General features: G+C 60.5%; 12 protein-coding genes. 3 read left to right on the forward strand and 9 right to left on the reverse strand.

The features are described from left to right. Positions 1-12: 12 nt before the first annotated feature. Genes Q1A07_RS05715 through Q1A07_RS05730 form a run of 4 tightly spaced genes read right to left on the reverse strand, consistent with a single transcriptional unit; the run spans position 13 to position 3,747 of the window. On the reverse strand, positions 13-1,047 hold the full coding sequence (locus Q1A07_RS05715; protein ID WP_299778585.1) for a TRAP transporter substrate-binding protein: 1,035 nt from the start codon (positions 1,045-1,047) through the stop codon (positions 13-15). A 48-nt stretch (positions 1,048-1,095) separates the two neighbouring features. Then, positions 1,096-2,418 carry a TRAP transporter large permease subunit gene (locus Q1A07_RS05720; RefSeq protein WP_299778587.1) on the reverse strand — a complete coding sequence of 441 codons (1,323 nt, stop codon included), beginning with the start codon at positions 2,416-2,418 and terminating at the stop codon, positions 1,096-1,098. After that, positions 2,408-2,986, reverse strand: coding sequence for a TRAP transporter small permease subunit (locus tag Q1A07_RS05725; RefSeq protein WP_299778589.1), 579 nt, complete (start codon positions 2,984-2,986; stop codon positions 2,408-2,410). Before Q1A07_RS05725 ends, Q1A07_RS05720 begins: the two co-directional genes overlap by 11 nt. Continuing rightward, the gene (locus Q1A07_RS05730; RefSeq protein WP_299778591.1) at positions 2,983-3,747 is read right to left on the reverse strand and encodes an N-formylglutamate amidohydrolase; all 765 of its coding nucleotides are present in this window, start codon (positions 3,745-3,747) and stop codon (positions 2,983-2,985) included. Before Q1A07_RS05730 ends, Q1A07_RS05725 begins: the two co-directional genes overlap by 4 nt. 119 nt (positions 3,748-3,866) lie before the next feature. Between Q1A07_RS05730 and Q1A07_RS05735 the strand changes: the two genes are divergently transcribed. Then, positions 3,867-4,739: a MurR/RpiR family transcriptional regulator gene (locus Q1A07_RS05735; RefSeq protein ID WP_299778593.1), complete on the forward strand. Its 873-nt coding sequence runs from the start codon at positions 3,867-3,869 to the stop codon at positions 4,737-4,739. Between the two features lie 22 nt (positions 4,740-4,761). Then, positions 4,762-6,456, forward strand: a complete 1,695-nt coding sequence (locus tag Q1A07_RS05740) for an AMP-binding protein (protein WP_299778595.1) — start codon at positions 4,762-4,764, stop codon at positions 6,454-6,456. 129 nt (positions 6,457-6,585) lie between these two features. On the opposite strand, the gene Q1A07_RS05745 is transcribed toward Q1A07_RS05740, so the two are convergent. The 4 genes from Q1A07_RS05745 to Q1A07_RS05760 form a co-directional block, all read right to left on the reverse strand. Beyond that, the gene (locus Q1A07_RS05745; RefSeq protein WP_299778597.1) at positions 6,586-7,122 is read right to left on the reverse strand and encodes a peroxiredoxin-like family protein; all 537 of its coding nucleotides are present in this window, start codon (positions 7,120-7,122) and stop codon (positions 6,586-6,588) included. A 179-nt stretch (positions 7,123-7,301) separates the two neighbouring features. Further along, complete coding sequence (locus Q1A07_RS05750; protein WP_299778599.1) at positions 7,302-8,045, reverse strand: ABC transporter permease; 744 nt, start codon at positions 8,043-8,045, stop codon at positions 7,302-7,304. Between the two features lie 43 nt (positions 8,046-8,088). Then, positions 8,089-8,856, reverse strand: a complete 768-nt coding sequence (locus Q1A07_RS05755) for an ABC transporter ATP-binding protein (protein ID WP_299778601.1) — start codon at positions 8,854-8,856, stop codon at positions 8,089-8,091. Positions 8,857-8,861: 5 nt separating this feature from the next. Next, a complete protein-coding gene (locus tag Q1A07_RS05760; RefSeq protein WP_299778603.1) occupies positions 8,862-9,881 on the reverse strand; it encodes an ABC transporter substrate-binding protein in 1,020 nt (339 codons plus the stop codon). A 153-nt stretch (positions 9,882-10,034) separates the two neighbouring features. Between Q1A07_RS05760 and rpe the strand changes: the two genes are divergently transcribed. Beyond that, complete coding sequence (gene rpe / locus Q1A07_RS05765; RefSeq protein WP_299779198.1) at positions 10,035-10,724, forward strand: ribulose-phosphate 3-epimerase; 690 nt, start codon at positions 10,035-10,037, stop codon at positions 10,722-10,724. A 14-nt stretch (positions 10,725-10,738) separates the two neighbouring features. On the opposite strand, the gene Q1A07_RS05770 is transcribed toward rpe, so the two are convergent. Next, positions 10,739-12,829, reverse strand: coding sequence for a 3-hydroxyacyl-CoA dehydrogenase NAD-binding domain-containing protein (locus tag Q1A07_RS05770; RefSeq protein WP_299778605.1), 2,091 nt, complete (start codon positions 12,827-12,829; stop codon positions 10,739-10,741). Positions 12,830-12,883 lie beyond the last annotated feature (54 nt).

Below are 12,883 nucleotides of genomic sequence, written 5' to 3' on the forward strand. Positions count from 1 at the left end.
CCCCCGGTTCGTTTAAGTATAGCGATAGGGCCGTCCGGCCTTGACCATATCGGCGTTGTACTTCTTGAAGATGTCCACGACCTTGGCCTTGATCTCGCTCTCGGCTGCGATCTCGTCCCAGAACTTGAGCGCCGCGTCCTCAACCTGCTGCCATTCCGCATCGGGGATCGAGGTCAGCTCCATCTTGGTGCCGTTCACCCGCAGGTTGGCCTCGCCGCCCCAGTACCACCACTGGCGATAATAATGCGACTGGTCCATGCAGACCTTGAGCAGTTCCTGCAGATCCGGCGGCAGCGCATTGTAGCTTTCCATATTGGCAAAGAACGAGCCCGCCCACGCGCCGGAGATGTTGTTGGTCAGGAAGTAGTTGGTCACATCCGCCCAGCCCACGGTGTAATCTTCGGTGATACCCGACCAGGCGATGCCGTCGAGCTCGCCGGTTTGCACGGCGACTTCGATGTCTTCCCACGGCAGGGTCACCGGGACCACACCGAATTGCGTCAGGAACCGGCCCGCGGTGGGGAAGGTGAAGACCCGTTTGCCCTTGAGGTCTTCGAGGCTGCGGATCGGGTCCTTGGTGGCGAAGTGGCACGGGTCCCAGGCACCCGCCGAGATGTGCTTTACACCGACGGCGGAGTACTGCTCGTCCCATATCTCGTTCAGCCCGTATTGGTTGAAGAGCACCGGCACATCGAGTGAATAGCGCGAGGCGAAGGGGAAATAGCCGCCAAAAACGGTGACTTCGGTGGGTGAGGCCATGGAGTCGTCATCGGATTGCACCGCGTCGATGGTGCCGTTCTGCATCGCGCGGAAGAGCTCCCCCGTGGGCACCAGTTGATCGGCAAAGAAAAGCTCGATCTGCATCCGGTCACCGGCGATCTTGTTGAAGCTGTCGATGGCTGGTTTGATCACATGCTCGGCCAACGCCGGACCTGCATAGGTCTGCATCCGCCATTTGATTGTCGATTGCGCCAGTGCCGGTGCGGCCAGCGGCGCTGCTGCGGCCCCGGCTGCGGCGCTGGTCAGAAACTTACGTCTTGTTGTCATGGTCTTACTCCTTGTTGAGGTGAATGCCCCGGTCAGCCGGGGTCTTGATTATTTTCCGTAAACATACTCCGGCAGCCACAGGGCGATCTGCGGGAAGGTCATGATCAACGCGAGGCATCCAATCATCACGATCACGAAGGGCAGGATCGAGCCGTAGATGTCCTTGAGCGTGATCTCGGGCGGGGCCATCGCCCGCATCAAAAAGAGGTTATAGCCAAAGGGCGGCGTCATATAGGCGATCTGTGTGGTGATCGTGTAGAGCACGCCGTACCAGATCAGATCAAATCCCAGAGCAGCGACAAGTGGCACGTAGAGGGGCGCCACAATCACCAGCATCGCGGTATCATCAAGGAAGGTGCCCATCAGCAGAAATGACAGCTGCATCAGGATCAGGATCATCCAGGGGTTCAGGCCCAACTGTTCCGTAAACAACTGATCGATGGCTTTGACCGCACCCAGACCGTCAAAAACCGCACCAAACCCGAGGGCGGCGAGAATAATCCACATGAACATGCAGGAGATCGCCAGCGTCTGGCGCACGGAGGTTTCGAACACCTCCTTGTTCATCCGCCCTTTCAGTACGGCTGCCATGAACGCGGTCAGCGCGCCGATGGCTGAGCTTTCCACGAGGCTGGTCCAGCCGTTCACAAACGGCACCATCATCGCCATGAAGATCACGATAGGTAGCAGACCAGCGCGCAGCAGCCGCAGTTTCTCGGCCATCGGCACCGTCCGCTCTTCGGGTGGCAACACGGGGCCCAGCGCAGGGTTCGCCTTGCAGCGCAGGTAGATATAGAGAATGAACGCCGCCGCCATCATCAGCCCGGGCACAACACCAGCCAGCCACAATTGCCCCACCGGCTGCCGGGCAATCATCGCGTAGAGTACCAGCACCACCGAGGGCGGCACCAAAATACCCAAACTCGACCCCGCCTGAATGACCCCTGTCACCATGCGTTTGTCATAACCGCGCCGCAGCAGTTCCGGCAGCGCGATGGTCGCCCCGATGGCCATGCCCGCGACACTCAATCCGTTCATGGCGGAGACCAGCACCATCAGCCCGATGGTCCCAATGGCCAGCCCACCCGAGACCGGCCCCATCCAGACATGAAACATCTTGTAGAGGTCATCCGCGATCTTCGATTCCGACAGCACGTAGCCCATGAAAATGAACATCGGCAGCGTCAGCAGCGGATACCATTTCATCAGCTTCATGGCGGAGGAAAACGGGATGTTAACCCCGCCCGGCGTCCAGAGCAGCACCGCTGCAATCGCCGCCACGCCGCCGATGGCACCGAACACCCGCTGACCGGTCATCAGCATCAGCATCATCGAGGCGAACATCAGGATCGCGATCATCTCATACGACATCGAGATCAACCTCGCGCAATGTCGCAATATCCTTGATCAGCTCGGAGATCGCCTGCAGCAGCATCAGGAAGAACCCCGCGATCATGACCGCCTTGATCGGCCAGATATAGGGTCGCCACGCGGTGCTGGAGCGCTCCAACCGTCCGACCTCCTCCGACCCGGTCAGAAGTCCGGCGAAGTAGGTCAGCGGCTCCTGCCCCCAATACCCCAGCGAATAGGCGGTCGACCCCAGCGCGCCATAGAGCAGGATGCCCAGATAAAAGATCAGCAGCAGCACGGTGAAGGCGTCGAACCACGCTTTCTTCGCCACCGACCAGTTGTGATAGAAGAGATCCATGCGCACATTGGCGCCCAGCTGCATCGCGTAAGGCCCACCGGTGATGTAATAGGCCACCATCGCAAATTGCGCCATTTCCAGCGTCCAGAGGGTCGGCAGAAAGAAGGTCTTGGAGATCGACGACCACAGCAGGATCGCCATCATGACAAAGATACCGTACATCATGATGCGCCCGATCCGGTAGTTCACCGCATCCACCCAGCGGACATAGAAAGCGGCCACGCGCCTCATGCTGCCGCCTCCAGTGCCGCAAGCGCCTGGGCGACCCAACCGGCAAGCATTTCCGCCACGTCCTGCTGCTGTTGCGTGGTGGCGATCAGATCATTCCGGATCTCAAGCATCACATTGGGGATGCCGCGGCTCTGCCCGTGCAGTTTCAGCGTATGCGTTACGCCGTCCTCGGGTCCATAGGGCGCATTCCGCTGGACGTGCAGCGCCGTGTGCCGGATCGCTGTGCTGAGCATGGCGTCCGCAAGCCGCGTGTCGCTGTCATGCAGGATACCGATTTCCACGTCGCGGGTTTGCCTCATGAAAATCGGCGTGAAACTGTGTACGGTTACCAGAACCCGCGCGTTCGCTGCATCCATGGTGTCGCGCACCGCGGCCTCGAACGGCAGATAATAACGCACAACACGGTCCGCCCGGTCCGCCCCGCTCAACCCGATGTTGCCCGGAATGTCGCGGCCCTCGCTCTGGTCCAGAATGGCGGAGGCGGCTTCAGGCGGACGGTTGCAATCATAGATCAGCCGCGACACTGCGCCTGCCACAAGAGGCGCATCAAGGCGTTCCGACATCCTGCGCGCAACCGCCAGTGCGCCGGGATCCCAAGCTGCGTGGCCCTTTTGCATGTCAGGCGGCAGCCCCAGCGCGTTCAGTTCCGGCGGGAAGAAGGCGCTGGCGTGTTCGCAGACCAATACGGTACCGGACGCACCATCTGCATGTAGTACATGCACCGGTACATCCTCCTGTTGCGCTGCGCCTGGTTTCGTCATTCGACCCCCGTTTCGCATAAACTTCTTGCCGGATCGGGATTCTGTCAACAGAATAATGAAACTATTCTTTCAGTTCTCTATGATCTGTAAAAAAATCCATCAAAAAGAAGGCACCCGATTTGGATGACGCCAATCTCACCATCGCAGACCGCATTCAGGCCCGGCTTGAAACCCTGACCCGTGCCGAGCGACAGCTGGCCCATGCGATCCTGGAAAACTACCCTGCCTCAGGGCTTGGCCCGATTGCGACCCTGGCCAAGGATGCCGATGTCTCGACCCCGACCGTGGCGCGGATGGTGCAGAAGCTGGGGTTCAAAGGGTATCCGGAGTTTCAGGCCGATCTGCGCGAGGAATTGAAGGCGAAGGTCAGCGGCCCCATCGCCAAACATGACACCTGGGCCGAGGGTGCGCCGGAAGGCCACATGCTGAACCGTTTTACCGAGGCGGTAACCCAGAACATCCGCCATTCGCTGGCCCAGATCGACACCAATGACTTCGATGCAGCCTGCGCACAACTGGCCGACACCAGTTCGCGGCTGCACATCGTCGGCGGACGGATCACCCACACGCTGGCGGAATATCTCTTTCTGCACATGCAGATGATCCGCCCGGAGGTGATCCATATCCAGTCCACCTCCAACGCCTGGCCGCATTACCTGCTGGACGTGAAGGAGGGCGACACTTTCGCGATCTTCGACGTGCGTCGGTACGAGAGCAATACCCTCAAGCTGGCGGAAATTGCCCGGGCACGGGGGGCGCGGATCATTCTCTTTACCGATCAGTGGCGGTCCCCCATCCACAGCCTCGCCGATATCTGTTTCTCCAGCCGGATCGTTGTGCCCTCGGCCTGGGATTCCGCCGCCACCACATTGCTGTTGGTCGAGACGGTCATCGCGGCGGTGCAGGACCTGTCCTGGGCCGATACCAAGGACCGGATGCAAACGCTGGAAGACATGTTTGACCAAACCAAACTCTTCCGTAAATTCACCTAGAGATGCGTCGGGAGGCACAGATATGAGCAGGCACAATCGACGACCGCGCAAGGGGATGTCCCATGTGATCGGCGACACATCCGCGCCTCTTCTGAACATGACCTTGCCTGATATGCTGGCGCAAACGACCGCGCGGCTCCCGGACCATCCCGCGGCCATCTTCCGCGCTCAGGAGATCCGATGGAGCTATAGTGATCTCAACCGAGAGGTAGACCGTTGTGCCGCCGGGCTGCTTGATCTGGGGATCAGCCAGGGCGACCGCGTCGGCATCTGGTCGCCAAACCGCTATGAATGGCTGCTCACCCAATTCGCCACCGCCCGCATCGGGGCCGTGCTGGTGTGCATCAATCCTGCTTACCGCCTGTCGGAGCTCGAGTTCGCCCTGAACAAGGTCGGCTGCCGGGCGTTGATCACGGCCCGCGCCTTCAAATCCTCGGACTACACCGGCATGCTGCAAAAGCTTGCCCCTGAACTGGGCCAGACCACGGGTCTCCTGCGCGCCGCCAAGCTGCCGCATCTGCGCCATGTCATCGTGATGGGGCAGGACATCCCGGAAGGGATGCACAGTTTTAACGCGCTGTGCAGAGCAGACAATGCCAGCACAGCCGACCTCGACGCCATAAGTGCCCGTCTCGACCCGCAGGATGTCATCAACATTCAGTTCACCTCCGGCACCACCGGCAGTCCAAAAGGCGCCAGCCTCACGCATCATAACATCGTCAACAACGCGCATTTCGTCACGCAAACCCTCGCGCTGACGGAACGCGACAAGCTCTGCATCCCCGTGCCGTTTTATCACTGCTTTGGCATGGTGATGGGCACCTTGGGCTGCGTCACCAAAGGCGCCACCATCGTGGTCCCCGGCGAGGGCTTTGATGCGAGGGAAACTCTGCAAGCCGTCTCGGAGGAAGGCTGCACGGCCCTCTTCGGCGTGCCCACGATGTTTGTGAACGAACTCGCCCTGCCCGACTTCGACCGCTACGATCTCAGCACCCTGCGGACGGGCATCATGGCCGGCGCGCCCTGCCCGCGCGAAATTATGAAACAGGTACAATCGCAGATGCATATGACCGGCGTGACCATCGCCTATGGCATGACCGAAACCTCCCCTGTTTCCTTCCAAAGCAACGTGGACGATCCGCTGGACAAGCGGGTCTCCTCGGTGGGCCGCATCCATCCGCATGTCGAGGTCCGCCTCGTCGATGCAGAAGGCCACACAGTGCCCACCGGACATCAGGGAGAGCTATTGACCCGCGGCTATTCGGTGATGAAAGGCTATTGGGGAGAGGATGAAAAAACCTCTCAGAGCATCGATGCCGAGGGCTGGATGCATACCGGAGACCTCGCCACTCTGGATGCGGAGGGCTATTGCAGCATCACCGGTCGCGTCAAGGACATGATCCTGCGCGGGGGCGAAAACATCTACCCACGGGAAATAGAGGAATTCCTCTACACGCATCCGGATATCGCTCAAGCGCAGGTTTTCGGCATCCCCGATGACACCTTGGGGGAAATCGTCTGCGCCTGGGTGGTCCTGCACGGAGGTGCCACGGCGTCACCGAAAACGATACGGGACTTCTGCAAGGAAAACATCGCCCACTTCAAAACACCCACGCATATCCGCGTCAGATCCGAGCTGCCGATGACGGTCACCGGCAAGCCGCAAAAGTTCATCATGCGGGATCAGATGGTGGCTGAGCTCTCTGGTGAGGCATGAAAGGCGACGCGAAGTGCCAACACCGGGCCAATCCGCTCAGGATTTGCCCGGGATATGTCTTGCGGCGCCAGCCGCGCCTTTCCCCAAAAGTACGGTTCTGACCAATCGCCCGATCAGAACCGTCATCTGTCAGACCGCGCCGGCGTATTCGCCCCGCGCCGGATAGTCATTGCTTATTGCAAAGTCCAACGCACCCACCAGTTCCGAGAAATGCGGGCGCACAAATGGCATCGTCTGCACCGACCCGTAGTAAAGCGTCTGCTGCGGTGTCACCATGAACAGCCCCGGCTCGGAAAAAAGCGCGGGCTCTTCGATCCCGATCGACGTTTTACCGCGCGAAGTAGAGATGTAGAGCCCCCATTCCTTGGCCTTGCTCAGTGACAGATCATAGCCGAACCGCAGCTCTTTCGCCTCGATCTTTTCCGCCATTGCCTGTGTGCGCTCTTCACCATCGCTGCTGATCGCGATCGTCTTCACGCCACGTTCCGCAAATTCCGGCGTTCGTTTTTCCAGCTCTTTCAGATAGGTCGCGCAGAGCGGGCAATGCAGCCCCCGGTAAAAACAGACAACCGTGCCCCGTTCAGAGGCCTCTTCTGACAGGTTGAATGTGCCCCCACCAAGAATGGGGAGCTCAAGGTCGGGGGTTTTCTGGCGTGGCATCAGCATGGGGCACTTCTCCGTTCTATAGTTCGTGATTCCCACTGCTCTCATGGATACTCGCGCAAGGCCATAGGCGAGTGTTCACGTTGCCTTGTGCGCAAGAGCATGGAAACGACGTCGCGGGGAAGTGGCTTTCACCCGCCTCAGTTTCGTCAAACCGCCTTGGCGGCACCGACGACATCCCCCTAACTGCGCCAATTTAACACGCGCTTTTCGATGGCGCCGATGACGGCGCTGACCAGAACACCCAAAACCGAAAGGATCACAACGCCTGCAAAAAGCCGTTCCAGATCATAGAGCGACCCCGCCTCAAGAATATAGGCACCGATCCCATATTCCGCGCCCAGCATCTCCGCCGCAACCAGCAGGATGATCGCAATCGCCAGCGAAATCCGGAGCCCCGCAAGAATGCCTGGCATGGCACCGGGGAGGACAATCTTGCGCACGATACTGAGCCAACTCAGCCCAAAACTCTGTCCCATACGGATGAGCATCCGGTCCACGTTATCCACAGCCGCATATGTGGCCACGACGGTCGGGGTGAAGGTACCAAAGGCGATCAACGCATATTTACTGCCTTCGTCGATCCCGAACCAGATCACAAAGAGCGGCAGCAGGGCAATCTTGGGAATCGGGAAGATTGCAGCCACCAAAGGCACCAATCCGGCGCGGATGAAAGAGAACAATCCCATCAAAAGACCCACACCAATCCCCAAAGACGCACCCAGGGCGGCACCGACCGCCAGCCGGGACAGAGAGGGCAAGAGGTGCTGGAACAAGAGCCCCGAGCTGTAAAGCTCTGCAAATGTTTGCAAAACATCGCTTGGCTTGGGTAGCGTAAGCGGCGAGATCACCCCGGTGCGCGTGCCCCATTCAACAGCCAGCAACAGGACCAGAAACACTGTGAATCCGACCCAACGGCGCGTCACCGGCGCAAAACCTCCCCCCCTAAATACGACTTTTTTGACCGGGTTATCCACCGATCAGTTCCGCATCTGCAGCAGCTGCTTCCGCCCGCATCAATTCCCAGAGGTGTTTCTGCTGTACCTCCAGATCTGCGTCGCCATAGGCGCGAGCCTCAAGCGGTTTATCCAACGTGACCACCTCTCGAACCTCACCGGGGCGGCGCGACAGCACCACGATCCGGTGCCCCAATCTGACGGCTTCGGCCAGATTGTGTGTCACATAAACTGCTGTAAAAGGGGTCCTTATCCACAGACTGATCAGATCATCCATCAGCAATTCGCGTGTCTGGCTATCCAGCGCGGAGAGCGGCTCGTCCATCAGCATCACGGCTGGATTGACGACCAGCGCGCGCGCAATCGCCACCCGCTGTTTCATCCCACCTGAAAGCTGCCGCGGCAATGCCCCCGCGAACTCGGTAAGGCGGGTGCGCCCCAGCACATTTTCGATTCTCTCGCGAGCATCTGCCCGGCTGATCCCATGGTCTTCCAGCACGAGAGAGACGTTCCCGGCAACTGTTCGCCAGGGCAGCAAGGCAAAGTCCTGAAAGATGTACGTCAGCGGGTTGAGGCACTGCTTCGGGGCCTCGCCCACCTGCAACACCTCGCCCTCGTCGGGTTCTTCCAACCCGCCCATCATCCTCAGCAACGTGGATTTGCCGCAGCCCGACGGGCCCACAATGCAAACGATTTGACCTGCCGGGATGTCGAGATCAATGCCGCGCAGCACTGCGCGGGCACCATAGCTGTGACCAACCCCGCGCAGGCGCAGTTCCATCTGCCCTAGCTGCCTACTGTCTCGACAAAGGAGGTATCCAGCAGGGTATCCAGAGTGATATCTGCATCCACCAGCCCTTCGGACTGGAACCATTCCAGCTGATCGCGTACGGAGGCCACGTTCAACGCTGCCCCTTCGTTCAGACGCATGGTGCCATTGATGATCGACGGTGCCGCCTTTTCCCGCGGGCGGTCGGTGTAGACGTATTTGTGGATCAGGTCGACCATGCCATCAATACCGTCCTGACCGCTCTCTTTGGCAATCATGGTGGCATTGTACTCTGCCACGCCTTTGGAATAGGCGGCCAGATAGTCCTGTGTCATCTCGCGCTCATCCGCTGCATTGCTGGCCGAGGTGAAGACGGTGGTAACTTGATAATTCGGCAGGTAATCCGCGATGTTGCCGATGATGTGGACCGCGCCCGACCCGGCGAGCGGCTTGGCAATATGCGGCACGATGGACCAGGCATCAATCTGCCCGGATTTCAGCGCGCCGATGATCGCACCAACCTTTTGCAGCGGTTTGAAGGACATGGACACGCCCTCCGCCGCCGCAACTTTGGCGCCCATATAGTGAAAGGACGAGCCCGCCGTAGACATGCCAAAGCTCTTGCCGTCCAGCGCCGCGGGAGAGGTCAGCCCGGCCTGAAAGGCGGCATCGCTGGCCAGGATCTTCTGCCCGTCGATCCCCGGCTCTTCCGACAGCGCGCCGCCAATCACCTTGATCGCACCCTTGTCAGCCAAGGACACAAGACCACCGGAAATCGCGGTGACCGCGTAGTCCACATCTCCGCTCGCAATGGCGACGGCCATTGGTTGCGCCGCCTGAAAGAACTTCAGCTCCACATCCAGACCCGCATCGGCAAAGTAGTTGCGTTCATAGGCGATGAAGCTGCCTGAATGGCTGGTAAACCGCAGCGCGCCAACGGTAATCTTGCGGCCCGCGGCATAGGCCGGTGCCGCCAGACCAACGGCCGTGGCCGCCCCCAGGACGCCCATAGCGTCGCGACGATTGAAATTCGGCATCTGATCCTCCCTGGAATTCAAACGGCCCACCGGCCCTTTGACCAACAATTACCTGACACCGCCCCGGCTGCAAGCACCGAACGCTCTTGCTTCGCGCCCGTCCGCCCCGGTATAGCGCGCATGTCCCTTCCCGATGCAAAAGGTGCCGCACTCATGTCTTTCGACCGATCCATCAAAATTGCCCCGTCGATCCTTGCTGCGGATTTTGCCAATTTCGGGGCGGAATGCGAAGCCATCGAAGAGCAGGGCGCCGATTGGGTACATGTAGACGTGATGGACGGGCATTTCGTGCCCAATATCACCTTTGGCCCGGCCACCTGCGCCGCGATCCGCCCACACATCAAAGGCGTGATGGACGTGCATCTGATGATCGCGCCGGTTGACCCTTACATCGACGCTTTTGCTCAGGCGGGCGCGGATGTGATCACCGCCCATGTCGAGGCGGGTCCTCACATTCACCGTACGCTGCAGGCCATTCGCGGGGCGGGGGCCAAGGCGGGTGTGGCGCTGAACCCCGGCACACCGGCAAGCGCGGTGTCAGAGCTTCTCGACAGTGTGGATCTGATCTGCGTAATGACCGTGAACCCCGGCTTTGGCGGGCAGAAATTCATCGACATGTCGGACAAGATCCGCGCATTGCGCCGCATGATCGGGGATCGCCCGGTACATATCGAGATCGATGGCGGTGTTGACCCGAGCACGGCACCTCTGGTGGCAAAGGCCGGGGCGGATGTGCTGGTTGCGGGCTCTGCCGTGTTTCGTGGTGGATCGGTCAACGATCCGGCACCTTACGGTGAGAACATCCGCGCCATTCGTGAGGCGGCCAGCGGCACTTACGTGTAACTGCGTCTTCGGCCTCAGCCAGTCTTGTTCAAATCCTCGAATGTCCGACCTTCGGCCACCAGTTTCTGCAAGAGCGGTGCAGGTCGCCAAAAGAAGTCATCCTCGCGCGCAAACCTGTCGATATCCGCCAGCAAAGCATCCAATCCCTGAAGATCGGCCCATTTCAGCGGCCCGCCGTAGTAGCGCGGAAATCCATAACCAAAGAGAAGTACCATATCGACGTCAAGCGGACGGCGGGCGATGCCTTCGCCTACAATCCGCGCGGCCTCATTGACCATGGCCGCCATGTAGCGGCGCTGGATCTCCTCTGCGGTAAAGCTGCGCGGGGTGATGTCACGGTCGGCGCGTTCCGCCGCGATCAGGTCGAGCACCTCGGGGTTGGGCGTTCTGCCCCTTTGGTTCGCATCATAGAGGTAAAACCCTTTGCCTGATTTCCGCCCGAAGTGTCCCGCTTCACAAAGCTTGTCCGGATAGCGCCCCACCCGTTCACGCGGGTCACGGGTGGCGGCCAGACGCTTGCGCATGGCCCAGGCAATGTCGAGCCCGGCGAGATCGGACACCGCAAACGGCCCCATGGCAAAGCCGAAATCGGTCAGCGCCGTGTCGATCTCGAAGGGGGTCGCGCCCTCCAGCACCATGTGATCCGCCGCCATCCGGTAGGCGCGCATGATGCGGTTGCCGATGAAGCCATCGCAAACGCCCGATCGCACGGCGATCTTGCCCAGCTTCTTGCCCAGTGCGAAACCAGTGGCCACCACATCCACAGAGGTCTGCTCCGGCACCACCACCTCCAGCAGCTTCATGACATGCGCGGGCGAAAAGAAATGCAGGCCAATCACGTCACCGGGCCGCGAGGTGCTGGCGGCAATCTCGTCGATGTCCAGATAGGACGTATTGGTCGCCAGCACCGCACCGGGTTTACAGACGGCGTCAAGCTGCCCGAAAACAGATTTCTTGACCGCCATGTCTTCAAAAACGGCCTCGATCACCAGATCCGCATCACTCAGCGCATCATATTGGGTAGCAATATGAAGACGGTCGCTCAGAAGGCTGTCATGTGCCTCTGCCGTGATCTTGCCGCGCTTCAGCGCACCGGCGAGGTTCCCCGCAATCCTGTCCCGCGCCGCCTCCGCCGCCGCCTGCGCCATCTCGATCAACGTTACAGACAGGCCGCTCAACAGACCCGCCGTCGCGATGCCTGCGCCCATGGTGCCGCCGCCGATCACGCCGATTTTCTCAAGGCGGCGGGGATCGATACCCTTTAGCTCCGGCAGGTTGCTCACGGCGCGTTCAGAGAAAAAGGCGTGGATCATGCCCTGCCGCTGATCCGTTTCCATCAGATCGCGGAACATCTGACGCTCGGTTTGCAGCCCTTCGGCAAAGGGCTGCTCGGCACTGGCCTGCACCGCGCGCACCGCCTGTGCGGGGGAAAGCTGGCCACGACCTTTCTTTAAAACCGCAGAATAGGTGGCATCCCAGTCGATGGCATCCGGGGCGGGCATTTCACTGACGGGCCGCCTCTCTGCCCCGGAGGCCAGCAACGACCCTGCATAGGCCAGACCCACGGTTTGTGGATCACCTTCCTCAACCTGGTCGATGATACCAAGCGCTGCAGCCTCTTTCGCCGGGATATGACGCCCGGTGGTGATGGCCTCGATGGCGGCCTCTGCTCCGGTCAATCGCGGCAGGCGCTGGGTGCCACCTGCACCGGGGATCAACCCCAGATGCACCTCCGGCAACCCCACGCGGGCGCCCGGTTGGGCGATACGGTAGTGGGCCGAGAGCGCCACCTCCAACCCACCCCCAAGGCTGACCCCGTGCAGGGAGGCGACCACCAGCAGCGGCGATGCCTCGATCCGGTTGCACAGATCGGGCAGATGCGGCTCAAGCGGCGGCTTGCCGAACTCCTTGATGTCGGCCCCGGCGATGAAGGCCCGCCCCGCCCCGACCAGCAGTACCGCACGCACCTCTGGATCACTTTCGGCCTTGTCCATGCAGTACATCAACCCGCTGCGCACGGCGTGGCTTAGCGCATTGACCGGCGGGTTTTGGAGGCGCAGAACGGCTATATTGCCGTGGCGTTCGTAGGCGATCATATCTGTCATGGCGCGCTTTCCGGCTGCGAAGGGAGGGCGCGGCACAGGACCCTCATGCCGCGC

The organism is uncultured Roseobacter sp. (genome assembly GCF_947492555.1).
GTDB lineage: Bacteria > Pseudomonadota > Alphaproteobacteria > Rhodobacterales > Rhodobacteraceae > Roseobacter.